11 protein-coding genes are annotated in these 19,913 nt (G+C 44.0%); 4 read left to right on the forward strand and 7 right to left on the reverse strand.

Features of this window, described 5'->3' with window-relative positions; all coding sequences use genetic code 11:
* Nucleotides 1–144: 144 nt before the first annotated feature.
* Entirely contained in the window at nt 145–2,877 is a 2,733-nt protein-coding gene (locus ACT7WV_RS01155) for a CHAT domain-containing protein (protein ID WP_445101129.1), read from the reverse strand.
* Nucleotides 2,878–3,103: 226 nt separating this feature from the next.
* On the opposite strand from ACT7WV_RS01155, the gene ACT7WV_RS01160 reads away from it, so the two are divergent.
* The gene (locus ACT7WV_RS01160) at nt 3,104–3,853 is read left to right on the forward strand and encodes a glutathione peroxidase (protein WP_445101130.1); all 750 of its coding nucleotides are present in this window, start codon (nt 3,104–3,106) and stop codon (nt 3,851–3,853) included.
* 331 nt (nt 3,854–4,184) lie between these two features.
* Here ACT7WV_RS01160 and glcD read toward each other — a convergent pair whose 3' ends face one another.
* The 4 genes from glcD to miaA form a co-directional block, all read right to left on the reverse strand.
* Nucleotides 4,185–5,669 (reverse strand): glycolate oxidase subunit GlcD, encoded by a 1,485-nt coding sequence (gene glcD / locus ACT7WV_RS01165; RefSeq protein ID WP_445101131.1) that lies wholly within the window; start codon nt 5,667–5,669, stop codon nt 4,185–4,187.
* A gap of 117 nt (nt 5,670–5,786) precedes the next feature.
* Nucleotides 5,787–6,527, reverse strand: a complete 741-nt coding sequence (locus ACT7WV_RS01170) for a GDSL-type esterase/lipase family protein (protein WP_445101132.1) — start codon at nt 6,525–6,527, stop codon at nt 5,787–5,789.
* A gap of 158 nt (nt 6,528–6,685) precedes the next feature.
* Nucleotides 6,686–8,590: a WG repeat-containing protein gene (locus tag ACT7WV_RS01175; protein WP_445101133.1), complete on the reverse strand. Its 1,905-nt coding sequence runs from the start codon at nt 8,588–8,590 to the stop codon at nt 6,686–6,688.
* A 196-nt stretch (nt 8,591–8,786) separates the two neighbouring features.
* Nucleotides 8,787–9,836, reverse strand: coding sequence for a tRNA (adenosine(37)-N6)-dimethylallyltransferase MiaA (gene miaA, locus ACT7WV_RS01180; protein ID WP_445101134.1), 1,050 nt, complete (start codon nt 9,834–9,836; stop codon nt 8,787–8,789).
* 127 nt (nt 9,837–9,963) lie between these two features.
* Between miaA and gyrB the strand changes: the two genes are divergently transcribed.
* From gyrB to ACT7WV_RS01195, 3 genes are all read left to right on the forward strand, one after another.
* Nucleotides 9,964–11,886, forward strand: a complete 1,923-nt coding sequence (gene gyrB, locus ACT7WV_RS01185; protein ID WP_445101135.1) for a DNA topoisomerase (ATP-hydrolyzing) subunit B — start codon at nt 9,964–9,966, stop codon at nt 11,884–11,886.
* Between the two features lie 260 nt (nt 11,887–12,146).
* Nucleotides 12,147–12,863, forward strand: a complete 717-nt coding sequence (locus ACT7WV_RS01190) for a biliverdin-producing heme oxygenase (protein ID WP_445101136.1) — start codon at nt 12,147–12,149, stop codon at nt 12,861–12,863.
* 1,756 nt (nt 12,864–14,619) lie between these two features.
* Nucleotides 14,620–15,156, forward strand: coding sequence for a proprotein convertase P-domain-containing protein (locus ACT7WV_RS01195; protein WP_445101137.1), 537 nt, complete (start codon nt 14,620–14,622; stop codon nt 15,154–15,156).
* Between the two features lie 472 nt (nt 15,157–15,628).
* On the opposite strand, the gene ACT7WV_RS01200 is transcribed toward ACT7WV_RS01195, so the two are convergent.
* Both ACT7WV_RS01200 and mfd read right to left on the reverse strand, forming a co-directional pair.
* Nucleotides 15,629–15,979 (reverse strand): Mo-dependent nitrogenase C-terminal domain-containing protein, encoded by a 351-nt coding sequence (locus ACT7WV_RS01200; protein WP_445101138.1) that lies wholly within the window; start codon nt 15,977–15,979, stop codon nt 15,629–15,631.
* Between the two features lie 281 nt (nt 15,980–16,260).
* Entirely contained in the window at nt 16,261–19,755 is a 3,495-nt protein-coding gene (gene mfd / locus ACT7WV_RS01205) for a transcription-repair coupling factor (protein ID WP_445101139.1), read from the reverse strand.
* Nucleotides 19,756–19,913: the final 158 nt, after the last annotated feature.

Genomic DNA, 19,913 nt, shown 5'->3' on the forward strand with positions numbered 1-19,913 from the left:
GGGTTAAATTGTTAAATGAAAAATCGAAAATTGAGGCTATAAATCAGATTCTGGTGTTAAAAGAGCAATTTTCGATTTTCTATTAGCTATTTGCCCGCGAAGCGACATTCTCCATTTTCCGTCACCAAATTCACAAGAGAACAGCTAAAGCCAATCGCCCACCAAAACAAAAGGTGCCCAGTAATAGGGCAGCCGATAATTACTATTACTATGCTCTTTTAAAAGATAGATTTGTGCTCGTTGGAGAGCTGCTGCTTTAGTTAACTCACGGTTGTTTCCTAACTCTTGATAAAACCGTATCATTAAATCAGCAGTAGAAGCATCCTCCACCTGCCATAAACTTGCTAATGTACTGCGTGCTCCTGCTCGCACTGCGACTCCTGCTAATCCCAGCGCAGCTCTCTTGTCACCTGTTGCTGTTTGACAAGCACTCAAAGTCAGTAATCCAAGAGGATTTAAGTTTCTGGTATTACTAATTCTGAGTAAATTATCGAGATCATTAACCTTAAGTAATTGGTTCCACAACAGAATAAAAGTATCTTCTGGATTAGAACTAAAATTACCGTGAGTTGCAATATGAATCACAGAAAAGGGAGCGGATTTAATCTGCTCCTTGAAATTAGTTTCGTTAAACTCAGAGTTTAATAATTCCTTACTTACAGGAGCCTGAAATTTAATCTCTTCTAGTTCAAATGGTACATTAACTAGGGAGCCAAATACTCTATTTTCTACTTTAACTCTCTCACTGACTCCCGCCACTAGAATGTTTTGATTTTTTTTAACTAAAGGCTCAGGTTTTAGTAGTTTTAAACCAGGACTCAGGGCTGTAGCATACTTTTCTACCAAATATTTTTCGCCATCGTCTAGAACTGCTAAGGGAATATTTTGTAGTGAATAATCTAGTACAAAAACTAAAGTTGTAACACCACTATCGGTTAAGTTCTGTTCAGCTGGTCGGAGCAACCAATCATAGACCTGTCGAGATAGATTTTGCAATTTTTGAGAAGGTATCGGTTTGCTTAACTCTTCTTGCATTACTTCAATCGTGCTGTCTACTGTATTCTGGTCAACCTTAGTGTAGTAGTGAAGCAAATCGGTCTTTCTAGGCAACTTCAAGATCACCTCTAAACGGTCTGCCAAGACAATTGAATAGAGGACGGCTGTTGGTGTCTCTGATTGATCCACAATGTTGTCAATATTGGCTTCCTCTTGCTGCACACAGGCATCTCTAAAAAAGTTATCTAACTCAGCTATCTGAAGTAATTCAATCACTTCCCGCGCTTTTTTTAGTCTTGCTTGATTTTCGGTTAATTCACCAGCTTCTAAGGATAAATCCGCAGACTTTAACAACAAATCTACTGTCTGTCGATAGACGGGTTCTACTTGCTCTCGAAAGTCAAACTGGATATCAGGATTAAGAGCAACCAAGTCACCACGCAATGTCTGGAGAGAATTAACTGCTTCTGTGTAAGCAGCGATTGCTTGTTTGATATCCTCATGTTTTAGCAATCGTCCCAATTGCCACTGCCACTGATAATCAATATCAGGTGCTTTAATTGCCCTCGCAAGAGCAAGAGCTTTTCTCGTAAATTCTTTAGCTTTTGACCATTCTTTAGTCTGCTCGTATAACTCACCAAAAGTACCAAGGGCGTAAGATTGTGATCTACGATCTTCTATAGTTTCAGCTTGTCCAACTGCAGTTTGCAAAATCTGGGCAATTACTGATGAGCTAGGAGCATTAATGTCATCTTTTTTGCTCATTAGCATCAGGGAACGAGCTAGATTAACTCTGGCATAAATAGAAGCACGACCCAAAGGCAATTGCCTCAATACTTGCTCAATTTGCGGTAAAAAAGCTTGAATATAATTAGACTGTTCGGCATCAATTAAAAGGCTTAACTTATTTAGCTGTGCCTGAATCTTAGTAATTGGGGAAGTCGCAGTTGCTGCCGCTTTTTGATAGTTAATTAAGGCTTTTTGGAGATAGTTATTAGCTGTTTTAATATCCTTGGTATTTTTTGCTCTGCTAGCTAAAGCTCGCTCAGTATTGCCTAAACTGAGTAAGGCTTGACTCTGCTCTTGAGACAATTCTTCTAAAAAAGATGGCTGTTTCCTTTGACCTAATCTTTGGGCTACATGCAAACTTTCCCGCAATATTTCTTCAGACTGTGTAAAATTGCCTGTGACGCGAAGGGCATTGCCGAGGCTGCGTAAACCCGTAGCCTTAAGAGTGGAATCGGGTTTTTCTTGGAAAGTTTTCTGGATTTGAGCTAATTTTTTGTCTTCATTTAATTGTGCACATTCGGCAGCGTTACATCCTAAAGCTTGCAGTATCTTTTTGTAGGAACGACGATATATACCTAAAGCTTCTAAAGCTTTAGCTTGGTTGAGTAAGCTACCAGTAACACCCTCTTGATCGCCAATTTCCTGGTAATTTTCAGTTGCCTGTTCCCAACTTTTTAAGGCTTCCTCTGGTCTTCCCATGGCCAGTTGTAGCAGCCCTTGATTGTTCAAAACTTGGGCAGAGACTGCCTTACTAACTTCCGGTAATGTTTCTAATAAAGATAAACTCAACTCAATTGAGCGCTCTGCCTCTTGCCATTGTCCTTGTTTTTGATAGGCTAAGGAGATTAAACTTAATATCTGCGCTTGTTTGAGTACATCTCCTGTAGCTTCATAAGCTTGTGCTGCCTGCTGCCATGCTTGCGCTGCTTCCCGAAATTCTGTAGCGTGGTAATGTCTTTCAGCTACTTGCAATAAGTCTATGTCGTGACTCTGGATAGGTTGCTGGTCAATGACTTGAGGTAGTGCCGGAAAATTGAGGCTGAGTATTAGCCCCGCAGTGGCAATAATTATATATTTAAAAATATCTTTCATATTACGATTCCTCGACAATATCTAGACGTGAGAATCAAATACTTTAATGTAAATTAAAACTATTTTAAATATCGCTAATCCAGGAGGGGGAGATAACCTTCTTGGTATAAGGGCTATTCTGCTTTCTATAGAAGAGAGGCTCATTACTTGACAAGTCATACTCGTTATGACTACGATTGAACTGCCAACTTGTTATGACGACAAGATAACTCCGGGGTAAATACAGATGCTCAAAAACCGTGAAGGGGAGAAAGTTCCCAACGTTACCTTCAAAGCCCGTGAAAACAATCAGTGGGTTGACCTAACTACCAGTGAGCTATTTGCAGGTAAAAAAGTTATCGTCTTTTCTCTACCAGGCGCATTTACTCCAACTTGTTCCTCCTCGCACTTACCTCGCTACGAGGAATTGGCGGGAGTATTCAAAAAAAATGGCGTTGATGATATTCTCTGCCTCTCAGTCAATGATACTTTTGTCATGAATGAATGGGGCAAAGAGCAAAACGCCAAACACGTCAAGCTGATTCCCGATGGCAATGGTGACTTCACTGAAGGCATGGGAATGCTAGTAGACAAAGAAAACCTAGGCTTTGGCAAAAGATCTTGGCGCTACTCAATGTTAGTTGAAGATGGCGTCATCAAAAAGATGTTCATTGAGCCAGAAGTTGAAGGAGATCCCTACGAAGTGTCTGATGCAGACACAATGCTCAAGTACATCAACCCGGATGCGGCTAAGCCCAAGTTCATCACCATGTTTACCAAGGTGGGTTGCCCTTATTGCACCAAAGCGAAGAATCTTCTCAAAGAAAAGGGTATGGACTACGAGGAGATTGTCTTGGGTAAGGACATCACTTCTCGCTCTTTGCGAGCTGCTGCTGGCGCAACAACAACTCCCCAAGTATTTATTGATGGTAACAATATCGGTGGTTCTGAAGCACTAGAAGAATACTTGCGTAATAATCCTGATTTAGCTGCTTAAGCTGCCGACTTGAGATTAGGACAGATTAATTAATACCAATAGACGCGGATGATTATCTTATTCATCTGCGTTTCTATTTATCTGTAGGAAAACCCGTGAAGATTGGCGCGTGCTGCATGGTAACCGCGAATCCTTCTTCGATGTCGTGGAATTTTGGATCGAAAATCAGGTGATGCTAGAACTGTTGCCTCCTGCTTTTGCCCGTCAATACCTCGAATTTGCGCAGCCACAAAACTTGGAGAAGCTTCTTGCTACAGCAGCGCCAAGTACTACAGTCTCATCGTACGGACGATAACTGACGAAACTTCACTAATCTTGGCGTCGCCTAAAATTAAAACACTTGTGCCCCCTCAAACTGCTTCACCTTTTGTAGGTTGGCAGATTCTCCACAAGTACGCGGCGTAGGAAATACCTTACCAGGATTAGCTAAACCCTTGGGATTAAATACCTGGTTTACCCATTTCATTGTTTCCAAATCAGTTTCACTGAACATATCCGGCATGTAGCAACTTTTATCAGCACCGATACCGTGTTCCCCTGAAATACTACCGCCTGCTTTGACACAAAGTCGGAGAATTTCTCCGCCTAATGCTTCCACCTGATGTAGGGCACCAGGCACTGAATTATCGTAAAGAATCAGGGGATGAAGATTACCGTCGCCAGCGTGAAACACATTAGCGATCTGATAGCCATACTTTTCACTTAAAGCTTCAATTTCTCTAAGGACACCTACTAGTTGAGTCCGAGGAATAACACCATCTTGGACAAAATAATCAGGACTAACATGACCTGCTGCGGCAAAGGCGGCTTTGCGACCTTTCCATAATTTCAGCCGGGTTTCTGGGTCGTTGGCTGTGGTGATATTCCTTGCCCCGTTCTTGCGGCAAAGTTCGGCAATGCGCTGCTTATTGGTTGCCACCTCCACCTCTAAGCCATCAATTTCTACTAGCAAGATAGCACCAGCATCTCTGGGATAACAACCAGTTGCTACTACATCTTCCACAGCGTTAATGCTGAGGTTATCCATCATTTCCATACCAGCAGGAATAATCCCAGCACCGATAATCTCGGCAACAGCAGCCCCGGCTTCTTCAATACTGTTAAAGTCCGCTAAGAGGACGCAAATTGATTCCGGTATTTTGAGAATGCGTAGGGTGATTTCTGTGGCAATGCCGAGAGTACCTTCTGAACCGACAAATAGACCTGTGAGGTCATAACCGGGCATTTCAGGCACTGATCCACCCACATCAATAATAGAACCGTCGGGGATAACTAGTTTTAATCCCATGACGTGGTTGGTGGTGACCCCGTATTTTAGACAATGGACACCGCCAGAATTTTCTGCCACATTACCACCAATGGAACAAACTATCTGACTAGAGGGGTCGGGGGCATAATAAAAACCAGCACCACTGACGGCTTGCGTTACCCAACTATTGATCACGCCCGGTTGAACTACAATCCGTTGGTTGTCTAGGTCAATATCGAGGATGCGCTTCATTAAGGCGGTGACAATCAACACACAATTTTCTACTGGCAGTGCACCACCAGATAAGCCTGTGCCAGCACCACGTGCCACCCAAGGGATTTCGTGTTTGTCGCAGATTTTCACGGCTTGGGCCACTTGTTCGGTGGTTCGTGGTAGCACTACCAAAGCCGGTCTTTGCCGATAACTAGCTAGACCATCACATTCGTAGGTTAGCAGTTCCTCTTTGCGGCGGACGACACCGTTTTTGCCAATGGCCGCCTCGAATTCTTTGATGATTGGTTTCCAGTTACGTGCTTGTTGATGGGGAAGTAGGTTGTTAAGCACCATCAGTAGTTGCCTCCTGTCGTAAAGCCATGGCTTAAACTAGCATAGGCAAACGCCTGTATCGGTCAGTAACTGAGTTATTGCCCCCTACTAGCCTGTTGATTCAGCGACGCCCTGATTCTAATTTACTACATCTTTCTTGATAATTTCTTGCCAAAGCAAGTAGGCTTGTCCGTTGAGATGGATGCCGTCTGATGTGTATTTGGCGTTTAACTCGTTATTCTCATCTACAAAAAAGCTAAATAAATCTAGATACTGAAACGAAAATTCTTGAGCTAATTCTTCGAGATTTTTATTTAAGTTAATTACTTTTTCATTGCTTAAAGTTATTTGTTGGCTTGCCTGGAATTTCTGATTATTGATCGGCAACACACTTTGGATGAAAACTTCAGTTTTTGGACTTTTGCATTGGATTTTTTCTAAAATTAGTTTGTAATTAGTCACTATTGTTGATCTTGGGCAATTTTGGATTAAATCATTAATACCAATCATGATAAAAATCTTCTGATCCAGAGACGCCAAAATTTCGTCTATTCGTTGTAATATGCCGTCTGTACTGTCTCCAGCAATGCCGCGATTTTTGATGTTTTTGTCTCTAAAAATTTCTGACCATTCACAGCAATCTGTGAGGCTGTCTCCCAAAAATATAATCGCTGATTCACTATTAATTAATGTTTCAAAGTGGCTTCTTCGGTCATGGTAGTAGGGATTTCCATATAACTTATCGCTTTGCCTTAAGGAGAGTTTACGCCACAAATAAGGTAACCCACCTCTTTTGCTCACATAAATCAATCCTAACAAAACAAAGGAGAGATTCAGTATTATGGAAAAAATCAGAGCCAGCTTAAGAGTCTCGTTCATTTTCTCGATAAGATTTTTCTGGTTGCCCTTAATTAATCTCTAGCACTCCTAAATAACTTATAAGAAAAATTGACCTTATTATAGATATAGGCGCAATAGATATTTTTCACAGTTTGCCTAGAATTGCTACATACAACTAGAGAAAAGCCACGGATAAATTACCATCGCCATGATGGGCCAACAAACTTTCCTGTTCGGTCAATATAGTGCCAGTTATCTTCAATTCTTACCATTGCCAGACCTAAGGCGGGAGACTTGTGAAAACTAGGTGCTTCACTATCAGCAAAGCGATAAGCTTGGTCAAACTGGGGTTGAATAGCTAAACATCCTTGTTGGTCAATATAGCCCCATTTAGAACCAATTTTCACTGCCGCTAATCCCAGAGAAAAGCTGCCAGCTTGAGTAAATTGCGGCTGAATAATCACCTGCCCTGTTAAGTCAATATAGCCCCACTTGCTGTTGATCCTAACCATTGCCAGCCCTTCGGAAAAGCTGGGAGGGACTAAACAAAAGCTGTTAATCTCAAACTGCGGTTCAATGACTACCTGCCCTGTTGGGTGAATATAGCCGTACTTGTCACCAATCCTGTAGGCTGCCATACCTTCTGACAAGTCATAAACCTCATCAAAGTCACTTTCTTTAACTACTTTTCCCGTTCGATCAATACAGCCCCACTGAGAACCATGTTGTAATATTCCCAGCCATTTACTCGGCATTTTGACCCATGCCAATCCCTCGGCAAAACTTCTAACCTCATCAAAGTGTGCTCTAATAACTACACGCCCTGTTTGGTCAATGTATCCCCACTTATTGCCCAACTTAATCGCTGCCATGCCATCAGAAAAGCCCATGGCTTCATTAAACTGGGGTTTGCAGATTACCTTTCCCCTGTGGTCAATGTAGCCCCATTGCTCACCCATTCTGACTGCGGCGATGCCTTCTGCTGAGAACGACTCAACCCCCTCAAACTGAGGCTGAATAACTACCTCTCCTGTGCGATCAACATAACCCCATCTGCGACCAATTCTGACGGCCGCTAAATCTCCAGCGAAGCCATCAGCCCAATCAAACTGAGGCTGAATAATTACTCGCCCTGTTTGATCGATATAGCCCCAACTGCTGCCGATTTTCAGGGGCATTGGTTGAGTAACTAGGGGTGGTGATGGTTGGGTATTTAGTGCTAAGTTTGGCTGAGCAAGGTCTTGCCACACCTCATTAGCTGACTGATAACGCCGCTTGGTAGCCATTTGTACCATATTGTCCAAAATTAACCCCAAAGAATCGCTAATTTCGGTATTTACGTACTTTCGCCACACCCACTGATTTTCACTAGTATCAAATAACTCAAATTGATTAACGTTAGTGAGGAGATAAAGGCAAGTGACACCCAAACTGTACAAATCGCTAGCAAAAATGGCTTTACCTTGCGCTTGCTCTGGTGCTGCATACCTCAGACTACCAATAACAGTACCAGTTTCGTGCAGGGCTGTTTCTGTGACTAATTTGGCTGCCCCAAAATCCACTAAAACTAGCTGTTCATCCTGACTACGCCGAATAATATTTCCTGGCTTGATGTCGCGGTGAATTACGTGGTGAGAGTGAACAAATTTTAATACAGGCAGTAAGCTCGTTAGTAATTGACGAATTTTAGCTTCGTTAAATGCACCTTTTCGGGCTAGTTCCTCTGCCAAGTTTTGCCCGTCAATGAACTCTTGCACCAGATACAGTTGACCATCCTGCTCAAAATGGGCCAAAAGTTCGGGAATTTGGGCATGTTTACCTAACTCATCTAGGCGTACCGCCTCTTTTTCAAACAACTCCGTGGCTTTCTGGAGGATTTGGACTCCCTGGGTTTGAGGCAGAAATTGCTTAATCACGCATTGGGGTTTTGAGGGCTTATCCTCATCCACTGCTAAGAAAGTTTTACCAAATCCACCTTGACCAATTTTTTGTAATGCCCGATAGCGAGATTTGAGCAGTAACTTGGAGCCACAACTCTGACATAACTCTATTTGATCAATATTTTGGGGTTCCTGGCAATGGGGATTGAGGCAATAGCTCATGCTCACAAGCCTCTATAAGGTTTAATAATAATCTTTTTTTTGCTTGTTTGGCTATGTTATTGTCTGCTATTAGCTATAGCAGCTTGGATTAACTAGAATTTGAGCAACTAACTCAACTCATAGATAGTAAAGTAGGCAAGAGCGTTCCCTACTCCGTTTTCTCTTCGCTACTTTCCCTGGAAAAACAGGGGAAAAGTTAAGGAATATTTGCCCTAAATTTCTCTAGGCGCTGCCCAACTTTGTCTAACAAATCAGGATCATCAACTTCAAACCATTCAATTTCTGGATAAGCGCGAAACCAGGTGCGTTGACGCTTGGCAAATTGCCGCGTGTGTAAAACCGTTAAATCCTTTGCTTTGGTTAAGGAAATTTCGCCAGCAAGGTATTGTTTGATTTCCCGATAGCCTAATGTATCCAATAATGGCAAGTCCCAACCGTATTTCTGGCATAGCTTTTCTACTTCAGTAACTAAACCCGCTTCTAACATCTGTTGAGTTCGTTGTTCAATCCGACGAGTAAGCACATCAGAGTTACTACAAGTCAAGCCAATTTGAAGAATTGGATAATTAGGGGGATTTTCTCCTTGTTGCTCTGATATGGGGCGTCCAGTGACGTAAAATACTTCTAGGGCTCTTAATGTTCTAACTTGGTCATGGGGATGGATTTTTTGGGCCGCAGTTGGGTCAACTTGTTGCAGGAAGGCGTAGATTTGTGGTTGACCTAAGGATACAAGCTGCGATCGCAATTTCTGGTTGGGTGCGACTCTGGGAATTTTTAACCCTTGCACCACGGAACGAATGTATAAACCCGTACCTCCCACCAAGAACAAGGGAGGAAAAGGGGGAGCATAGCAGGGCATAACAGGGGCAGCAATCACAGCTTGGGCTTGCTGTTGATAGTCTGCCAGCGTCATCGTCTGCGTTGGGTTACAGATATCTATTAGGTAATGCGGCACCTGTTGTTGTTGTGCCTTCGACGGCTTGGCTGTACCAAGATCAAACTCTCGATAAACTTGACGGGAATCAGCACCAATAATCACCGAACCCCATCTTTGTGCCAAGTTTAACGCTAGTCCTGACTTACCAGTAGCCGTGGCACCGCAAATCACAACTAGTCCTGTCGGAGATTTAGCCTGGGAGAATGCTGCTGTTGCATCTACCGATGCTGTTTGGTTAATCAAAATTTGGGGACTTTTCTCTTGCCCTGGGCTACCTAACTCTAGTATGTTAACTTGCAAAGGGTTCATCCCCCATCAAAATGACTCTTGAAACTGCTCTGTAGCTGTCTGCAAGGCTTTTATGTTAGAATTTACGAGTGTTTTGTCATTTTAGAGCATTACAACGGCTCCGAGCTTTTTGAGGAGAATCCCTTACATGACGAGTAGTTACAATGCCGATCAGATTCAAGTTCTGGAAGGGCTCGAAGCGGTGCGCAAGCGCCCAGGGATGTACATCGGTTCTACCGGGCCAAGGGGACTCCATCATCTAGTTTACGAGGTAGTAGACAACTCCATTGATGAAGCTCTAGCTGGCTATTGTACCCATATAGAAGTTGAGATCAATACCGATGGTTCTGTTACCGTCACCGACGACGGACGTGGCATTCCCACTGGCATCGTTTCCAAGAGTGGCAAATCGGGAATAGAAACGGTGATGACAGTCCTCCATGCTGGAGGTAAGTTTGGCGGCGGCGGTTATAAGGTATCGGGAGGATTGCACGGCGTTGGAGTTTCTGTAGTTAACGCCCTGTCTGAATGGGTTGTGGTAAGGGTTTGGCGAGATCAACAGTTACACACCCAGCGCTATGAAAGAGGCTTCCCGGTTACTGAACTAATAGCCAAACCCGCTGAAGAAGACCGCACGGGTACTTCAGTTTCCTTCAAGCCGGATACAAAAATCTTTACCGGCGGGATAGAGTTTGACTACACTACCCTGGTGGGACGATTACGGGAACTAGCCTACTTAAATGCTAGTACCAAAATTACTTTTACTGACCACCGCCCTGACGAACCAAGAGTAGAAACTTATCTATACGAGGGTGGCATTCAGGAATATGTCGCCTACATGAATCGTGAGAAGCAACCTTTGCATGAAGAAATTATCTACATTCAAGGGGAGCGTAACGGTGCTCAAGTAGAGGTGGCATTGCAATGGTGTATTGATGCTTACAGCGATAATCTATTGGGTTTTGCCAACAATATTCGTACCATTGACGGTGGCACCCACTTAGAAGGGCTTAAGGCAGTCTTGACGCGGACGATGAATGCAACTGCCCGCAAGCGCAACAAACTCAAAGATAATGAAGCTAACCTAGGGGGCGAGAATGTCCGAGAAGGTTTGACTGGCGTCATTTCTGTCAAGGTTCAAGATCCGGAATTTGAAGGTCAAACTAAGACGAAACTAGGTAATACAGAAGTCAGGGGTATCGTTGATTCCCTAGTGGGAGAGGTACTAACTGAATACTTAGAGTTTCGTCCCCAGGTGGCAGACTCCATTCTTGAAAAAGCAATCCAGGCCTTCAAAGCAGCAGAAGCGGCCCGTAGAGCTCGTGAGTTGGTACGGCGCAAGTCGGTACTAGAGTCTTCTCCTCTGCCTGGTAAGCTAGCAGACTGTAGCACTAGAGACCCAGCAGAATCAGAAATCTTCATTGTTGAGGGTGATAGTGCTGGTGGTAGTGCCAAACAAGGACGCGATCGCCAATTCCAAGCAATTCTGCCCTTGCGCGGTAAAATTCTCAATATCGAGAAAACCGACGACGCCAAAATCTACAAAAATACAGAAATTCAGTCCCTGATTACGGCCTTGGGCTTGGGTATTAAAGGAGAGGAGTTTGACCCTTCTAACCTACGCTATCACCGCATCGTAATCATGACCGACGCTGATGTTGATGGGGCGCACATACGTACACTACTGCTCACTTTCTTTTACAGATACCAACGTTCTCTTGTCGATCAAGGCTACATCTACATTGCTTGTCCTCCACTGTATAAACTAGAACGGGGTCGCAGTCATTACTACTGTTATAGCGATCGCGAACTACAAGAGCGCATTCGGGAGTTTCCTGACAATGCTAACTACAACATCCAACGCTTCAAAGGCTTGGGCGAAATGATGCCTCAGCAATTGTGGGACACGACGATGAACCCTGAAACCCGCACCATGAAGCGGGTAGAAATTGAGGATGCTGCTGAGGCTGACCGTATCTTTACGGTACTGATGGGTGATCGGGTGGCACCGCGCCGCGAATTCATCGAAACCTACGGTTCTCGATTGAATTTTACCGACCTCGATATCTAAAGCTAATTGCGCTTTTCCAGTTTACCCTGCCCCTAAACTACTAAAAAGTTGGGGGTTGTTTATTATTTCCGTAGTTAAAATTCATGTTGCTTTAACAATGCCAGTGTCAACTCTGAGTTCGATGTCAGAACCTGCACACTTAAGAATTCTTAATACAGATTCTCATCATATCAGTTTAATCTAACTGTTTAAGGCGCTTTTTAATTCTTATTGTAAGTAAGAATACAGTAGTCATCCAACTTAGGGAGATCAAATCTAGCATGAGTCATAATTTAGCTGCAAAGTTGCGCGAGGGTACTAAAAAGGCGCACACTGCGGCAGAAAACATGGGATTTGTGAGGTGCTTCTTAAAAGGAGTCGTCGAGAAAAATTCTTACCGGAAGTTAGTATCAAACTTCTACTTTGTCTACTCAGCAATGGAGGAAGAAATGGAACGCCACCAAGCGCATCCAGTCATCTCCAAAATTTATTTTCCAGAACTTGACCGCAAAAGCACCCTAGAGAAGGATTTGTACTTCTACTATGGTCCTAACTGGCGAGAACAAGTGACCCCCTCAACTGCTGCCAAAGACTATGTGCAGCGCATTCGGGACTTATCTAACTCAGAGCCAGAATTGTTGGTTGGGCACTCTTACACCCGCTACTTGGGTGACTTATCTGGCGGACAAATTCTCAAAAAAATTGCTCAACGAGCAATGAATTTAGGAGAAGAGAAGGGTACTGCTTTTTACGAATTTCAAGATATTTCAGACGAAAAAGCCTTCAAGGCTGAATATCGGCAAGCTTTAGATGAGCTACCCATTGATGAAGCAACAGCAGAGAAGATTGTCGATGAAGCAAATGCAACCTTCGACATGAACATGAAGCTGTTCCAAGAACTGGAAGGTAACCTGATCAAAGCAGTTGGTCAAATACTCTTCAATACTTTGACACATCGCCGTGAGCGTGGTAGCACGGAACTAGCTACCGCTGAATAACTAATCAGGACTTGTCTATCGAGTTCTAAGCACAATTTGTCTGCAACAAGTTGGTAATCTGGCGATTGTTGGCTTGAGACCGACAGTTTTTTGAGAAAACGTAGTAATTTATAACCCCATAGACTATTGAAGTGAGGTTGTTGCCTGTAAAGGCAAAGCTGCGTTACTCAAATATCATACTTCTTTTTCCAATCCTGGAAGCTAGATGGTGATTTATCGATCATCTAGCTTCCAGGATTGTCGTTTTTGGCTATCTATTTAAAGTTAATCGTGTCTGGGAAAAGGGGTGAGGGGAGGAGAAAAAGCACGCTTCCTTGCTTCCTAGTTCTGCTTTTCCCTTTCCTCTTGCCATATTTTGTTGTTGTGCCCGCTCCCAAGCAAATCTAAAGATTTGATAAATTTTACTTGACTTTTTTGCTGAAGTCATAGAAATAGAATACTATTAATCGTAGTGTAATACGCGTCATACGCTAGTCAGACAAGTTAATGGCGAGTCGGGAAGTTTCGCGTAATGCAAGCAAATGTCTTCTTCTTGCTGCTATCCACATTTCATTTACTTCTCTGGAAGTTACAAAAAAAGACTTTTCTTAACAAGAATTTGAGTGAGTTAAATTTCTCAAATTTTACGGTTAGGATGGACATCTTAAAGCGAAACAAAAAATGATCGTAAGCTCAAATCAATTTTCATTTAGAGACTACTACTGACAAGGCTTGCCATGCTGCTAATCTCGGTTGAAGTAATCGTGGCTGCTTGTTAATCAATCTCCTTGCTTCAAGCTGAGAGTCTTAGGTGTCAGGCTTCTACTAGCCTAAATGCTCACTATTCTTTTTTTATTAGTGCAGCATGTTTAGAAAAAAAGTAAAACTGGGTATTCCTCTCTTAGCCTAAGATGCAAAATTTTATGAATAGCAAAGTATCAACCGCAGGGATGTACCGACAAAGTACAGTCTTCTTGGTCAAAGGCAGACTGAGTAAAGCGCCAAACCGTTAACAAGAGCCACTTACGCCATAATCTTACTGTCTGTACGTTTACTCAATAAACAGTATGACTTTAAGGGCTGCTGAAAAAGTTCGCACTAAACATTTTGGTTGCATTACTCGTAACTGAGTAACTATGCCAAAGTATTGACGCTGAGGTTAAGTTTTGCTGTCATCTATCTCTTCTATAGATCACTTTATATAGAGAGTATTGACTGTAAACACAGCTTGATATGGCTCGCAACAAAAATCTGTATTGACCCAAAAAGATTAAGATGTTGTTTCGCAGGAAATAAAAAACCAATTTAGCTGAGTTATACTTTACATTTTTTGTCTTTGTAATTGACCTTCTTGAGGAAGATAGTTCTGAGTATTTATCTCCAATAAAGAGGGGATATCTTGGCATTTATATAGATCTTTTGGGACTATTAAAAAAAATAATCTTTGCCCAAACCTTAGATAATTACGAGATTTTTTTTCAGGGAAGCTTAACTCAAAAAGCCATATAAAATAAGGGTTTTGAGCTGTGAGTATCGACTATTTGGTATTTGGTGAAAAAAAAGTTTATAAAAAGATATCTTTAGGGACTAGATTTATTGATCGAGAAATGTAATTATTGTTTTAGTAAAGACTTCAAATCGATTGATTGCGAAATTAAACAAGTCCAGAGAGACTTTTAATGAAGTGAAAAACATCACTTTTTCTAAACATAAATTTCGCCTTCAATTCTGAAATTATGAGTTTTGTGAACTTCTAGTTTTTGGGAGAAATCAATTCATGTCTCAGACCATAACCAGCACAGTAAATAAAAAGTTGGCTGCCGAAATTAATCAAAAAATTGATAATAACAAAACTTTTACTTTTCTAGGCAAGGGTGGCAGTATCCCTGATGGTAATGGCAGTTTTCAAGATGAGATTGTCATTCAAGACAACTTTCCTGTTTCCACCGTGCATGTCACACTAAAGAACCTCACCCACACCTGGGTTGGTGACCTAGTTGTGCGCTTGCACCATCTAGAGTCCGATACCGTGGTCGATTTGTTCCGGCGACCCGGTCAACGGCAATTCTCTTCGAGTGGCTATTGCAATGACCTCAATGGTGATTACAGCTTCAACAATAAGTCGCGGAAGAATTTCGAGTCAGCAGCAGCAGAGCATGCTGTTATTCCTAGCGGCAACTATGCTCCGGCCCAACCACTTTCGGTATTGGATGGTTTGCCCTCGAGTGGTACGTGGCGGCTGATAATTAATGATTGTGCTGCCGGTGACTCTGGCTCTCTAGATTCTTGGAGCTTAGCCATAGGTGGGGAATAAAGAGAGAGTGGTTTCCGAAGCGGCTTCCTGAATAAGTTTGCCGCTTAGAAAACTCATTGATTGATTCCTTGGGGATAGAATTCCCTGCACCAGTATTTGCTGCTATGTTGCAATTGTTCGATACTGACCACTACTTCAAGGAGTTAGTGGGGTGAGGAGAACTATAACTTGACTTGCTTTTACTTCCCCGCCAGCTATGACCTGCGCTATGGAGCCTTTTGCTGCCTCTTAGCGCAGATCGTGTCGTCGAGACAGCTATAAATACCCTCTCACCAGAGCCAATTATCAACACTTTTAGTGAGACGGGTTAAGGAACACCTGTGCTTACCGGACTAGTAAGTAGGTAGGCACAAATAAATAAAGGTATTGACCCTGAGCAGAGTCAAAGGGTCAACAAATGTTAAGAGTTTACCCCTGCCCCCTGCCTTACCTCAACGACAAATATTAATACCGACCTACTGATGAGATTAGGTTAAACATAAGATTGAATATCCTCGCCACAATGGTCAACCAGGTAACAAAGGGCGCGGAAACGTAGGCTGACCAATTGCTCGTAGAGAGGGTTTAGCTTACATAACGGCGGAATGTGCGCCACCTGACGACCGAATATCTTAATCTTGCGCTCAAACGGACATTGAGCGGGTATTGTCTTAGAAAGAAATCGAGCCCACTTCGGATCGTTAATCTCCATTTCGTCCAGCCATCGCCTTACAGGTTGCAGTACATTCAGATGATCTTGGGAAAGCCAGTAACCCAGTACTGAGTTGAGACGAAGATAAGTGGCTGCTAATCGGGAGATTGTACGGATCCGGTTGTTGGTCATGCTCATTAGTCAATACCAAGTGAAATGACTCGCTTAGTGCTGCTTTGCCTCGCCTTGCTTTCAGTAGTAGGTTTGACACTAACGCAGCGCTGCTTAATTTTTCTTGACTTGTTGCACCTATCAACAACGATACGAAGCTTAATAACCAATTGGGTAAAGACATGAACAAGAAACCTCACACCCTAATTAAGCTTTAGTGAAATACAGCCAAAAATTGGCACTAGAAGACTCCCGTTATAACCTGTGGCGGTTAACGGCAAAAGGAGAACCCACTCCTCAACTCATACCAAAGCCGGTTCTGGTAATGCTCCCCGCATTTTACCCAACCAGTTAATCAGGCTTTCTAGCTGTTGTTCTGCCTTGAGAATCCCTAAACCACGAATCGTTACCTTCCCAGGAGAGTAGACAAAGCGCGATCGCAGGTGTTCAGGAAGGTTTTCCTTGAGCAAATTCCAGGCAGGTTCTTCCATCACTGTTTCTAGAACAATGTGCTGTTTGCCCTCTGGTTTGATGCGGCTAAATCCTAATGACTTGGCTAGCTGCTTGAGTTCGAGTACCCGGAGCAATTGCACCGCAGCCGAAGGAACTAGGCCATAGCGATCGCTCCAGTCTGCCGCTAGCTGCACTAATTCTGCTTTATTGGTAGCGGCTGCTACAGCACGATAAGCACTCATTTTTTGGTCTAAATCCGGGATATAGTCAGCAGGAATAAATGCTGTCACATTGAGATCAATTTGGGTGTCATCCACCTGAGGAATTTCTTGCCCCTGAATCTCGCGAATCGCTTCTTGCAGCATTTCCATATAGAGGTCAAAACCAATCGCCTCCATTTGACCAGACTGTTCTACACCCAGAAGATTGCCAACGCCCCGGATTTCCATATCCCGCGTGGCTAATTGATAACCCGAACCCAGCTGAGTAAACTCCTGAATCGCTCGTAGGCGCTTGCGGGCAGGTTCTGAGAGAACTCTCTGATTGGGATAAAACAACCAAGCATGAGCTTGAATGCCAGCACGACCAACCCGACCCCGTAGCTGGTAAAGTTGGGCTAGACCGAACTTATGGGCGTCTTCAATCAAGATGGTGTTGACTCTGGGAATATCTAACCCAGATTCAATAATGGTCGTACACACCAGGATATCTGCCTCACCGCTGCCGAAAGTCAGCATGGTTGTTTCTAGTTCTCCTTCCAGCATTTGACCATGAGCGATCGCCAGTCTAGCTCCCTGCACCATCTCCCGTAGTTGCGTGGCAACCTCTTCAATACCCTCAATGCGCGGCACCACGTAAAACACCTGACCTCCTCGGTCAAGTTCCGTACGAATTGCCGTACGCACAGCCTCTGGATTATAGGGAGATAGATGAGTTTTAATCGGACGTCTTGAGGGCGGTGGTGTGGTAATTAGACTCATTTCTCGTACCCCCGATAAAGACATATAGAGGGTGCGAGGAATCGGTGTTGCCGTAAGTGTGAGTACATCTACCTGAGTTTTGAGAGACTTAATCTTCTCCTTTTGGTTGACGCCAAAGCGCTGTTCTTCGTCAACTACTAATAGCCCCAAATCCTTAAAAGATAAACCCTTGCCCAGTAACTGATGCGTACCGACAACCACGTCCAATTCACCTGTAGAGATGCGTCTTTGGATGTCCTTGCGTTCGCTGGCTGTGCGAAAACGGTTCAGCAAGCCGACATGGATCGGGTAGGGAGCAAAGCGTTCTTTAAGGGTGTGATAATGTTGCTGCGTCAGGATAGTTGTTGGGGCAAGAAAAGCGACTTGCTTACCAGCCGTAATCGCTTTAAAGATCGCACGAATCGCCACTTCCGTTTTGCCAAAACCGACATCCCCACAAACTAGCCGATCCATCGGGCGATCGCTTTCTAAGTCCCGCTTGACATCTTGTACCGCCTTGAGTTGATCTGGGGTTGGTTGGTAAGGGAAGGAATCCTCTAACTCCTGTTGCCAAGGTACATCCAAGGGGTAAGCATAACCAGAGCGTTGCGCACGCTGGGCATACAGTTGTAGTAGATCAACCGCCAGTTTCTTGATGCCCTTGCGTACTCGACTTTTCGTCTTTTCCCAAACCTTGCCAGACATTTTGTTGAGTTCTGGCGGACGAGTCCCATTATGACGAAAGCGGGAAAGTACGCCCAACTGGTCAGCGGCTACCCTGAGGATACCGTCAGCGTACTGTACGACCAAATAGTCGCGGGTTTCGTTGTTGAGGTGAAGCCCTTCTAACCGGAGAAACTTACCGATACCGTGGTTTTTGTGAACTACATAATCCCCAGGACTAAGCTTGTTGGGGTCAACCTGTTTCGAGGCAGCACGCCGCCGCTTGCGCACATAATTAGGCGTCGCTAGAGTATGCTGTCCAAAAAACTCGCGGTCAGTGACTACCACAAGACGGAAGGTAGGCAGGATAAAGCCTTCCAGTTCAGCCAGTCCAGAATATTTAACCGCTACCGCAGTCTTTTGGATTTGTAACTTGTCAATTGCTGGGTAGTCGCGGGGATTAGGGACAAATTGGGCGGGACAGTCATGTTCTTGCAACAGGGAGACAGAACGACTAGGTTGGGCAGAGACCAGCCAAGTGGAAAAACTCCGCTCTCGTTCACTACGGAGAATTTCGGCCAGCTTGCCAAACTGGTGAGGTGTTACAGGTACTGGTCTACTTGCTAGATTGACCGCATTCTCTGTATTTTCCTGTACCAATTCAGAGAGATGCAGTAAATTTCTCAGCTGTGAGTCTTCTAGAGATGCGTCAAAAGAGCAGTGGAGATGAGGCAAAGCTGGATGGAGGGTTTCTCGTTGTTCTTTAGCGTGTTCTACCCAGCGATCGCTATGGGCCCGACACTGCTCCGGCTCGTCAATCGCAATCAATGTCTGCTCTGGTAGGTAATCTAGTAGTGATGCTGGCTGCTCAAAAGCGACGCCCAGGAAGCGACGGCTACCTTCTAAAGACTGAGAAGTTTCTAGTTGCTCTTGTTCTTCTGCTGAGAGTAGTGTTTTGAGGTGTTCTGCCTTCTGAGTACTGAGGGCTGACGCGACAATCGGACTAAAATTGGTCGGTGTGAGCAGTAGGTGTTCAATTTTGTCTAGAGAGCGTTGGCTAGCAGGGTCAAACTCTCGTAAACGCTCCAGTTGATCGCCAAACCATTCCAGTCGCACTGGTAATTCCCCAGCTACAGGGAAAATATCTACAATATCACCACGCCGACTCCACTGACCCTCAGTTTCGACGAGGGGAACTCGCTCGTAACCCAGTCTTGTTAATTGATCATCGATAGTCTGAGATTCCCAAGTCATGCCTCGGCTGAGCGTCAGACAGTAGGGTTTAAAGAAATCTACTGGGGGCAAGTGGGGTTGGAGGGCTACCTGAGCTGCGACAATGGCAATGGGTCTTTGATCTTTGGTGTTGTGGTTAACTGACTCCTGAGCTTTGAGCAAATCTGCCAATACCTGCATCTGTCCCCAAGTCATCTCCGACTCTGGATCAAATGGCTCATAGGGCGATGCCTCGGATGTGGGGTAAAAGTGGACTGTTTCCCAGCCCATTGCTTCCAGTTGTGTTGCCCAACGACTAGCCTCTTCCAGCGTACTAGAAACGACAAACAAGTTGCAGCCGCTCGTTTTGGCTAGAGCAGATGCTACTAATCCCTTCGGCAGACGAGGAATCCCATTAAGATGTAGAGAACGCTGGCGATTGAGCTTCTTGAGCAGTTCACTTGTCAGAGGTGATCGCTCTAGGGTTCTAATGATCGAAGAAAATGCCATGAGTTCTGGAATGAATTGACTGTTGATGAGATAAGACCAATGGATAGCTGCTTATATTCCTCATTTTAGGAGTCTGGCAAACAGTATAAGAATTGCTACTGTAGGGACAAGATTCGTATTTGATGGACATGCTGGATACTAGAACCTTAGAGGCACTG

Source organism: Symploca atlantica LB2515 (assembly GCF_052546295.1).

What these genes read in the sequence shown, in the direction of transcription:
- ACT7WV_RS01155 (WP_445101129.1), bottom strand. Translation starts at nt 2,877, where the DNA reads ATGAAAGATATTTTTAAATATATAATTATTGCCACTGCGGGGCTAATA.
- ACT7WV_RS01160 (WP_445101130.1), top strand. Translation starts at nt 3,104, where the DNA reads ATGCTCAAAAACCGTGAAGGGGAGAAAGTTCCCAACGTTACCTTCAAA.
- glcD (WP_445101131.1), bottom strand. Translation starts at nt 5,669, where the DNA reads ATGGTGCTTAACAACCTACTTCCCCATCAACAAGCACGTAACTGGAAA.
- ACT7WV_RS01170 (WP_445101132.1), bottom strand. Translation starts at nt 6,527, where the DNA reads ATGAACGAGACTCTTAAGCTGGCTCTGATTTTTTCCATAATACTGAAT.
- ACT7WV_RS01175 (WP_445101133.1), bottom strand. Translation starts at nt 8,590, where the DNA reads ATGAGCTATTGCCTCAATCCCCATTGCCAGGAACCCCAAAATATTGAT.
- miaA (WP_445101134.1), bottom strand. Translation starts at nt 9,836, where the DNA reads ATGAACCCTTTGCAAGTTAACATACTAGAGTTAGGTAGCCCAGGGCAA.
- gyrB (WP_445101135.1), top strand. Translation starts at nt 9,964, where the DNA reads ATGACGAGTAGTTACAATGCCGATCAGATTCAAGTTCTGGAAGGGCTC.
- ACT7WV_RS01190 (WP_445101136.1), top strand. Translation starts at nt 12,147, where the DNA reads ATGAGTCATAATTTAGCTGCAAAGTTGCGCGAGGGTACTAAAAAGGCG.
- ACT7WV_RS01195 (WP_445101137.1), top strand. Translation starts at nt 14,620, where the DNA reads ATGTCTCAGACCATAACCAGCACAGTAAATAAAAAGTTGGCTGCCGAA.
- ACT7WV_RS01200 (WP_445101138.1), bottom strand. Translation starts at nt 15,979, where the DNA reads ATGACCAACAACCGGATCCGTACAATCTCCCGATTAGCAGCCACTTAT.
- mfd (WP_445101139.1), bottom strand. Translation starts at nt 19,755, where the DNA reads ATGGCATTTTCTTCGATCATTAGAACCCTAGAGCGATCACCTCTGACA.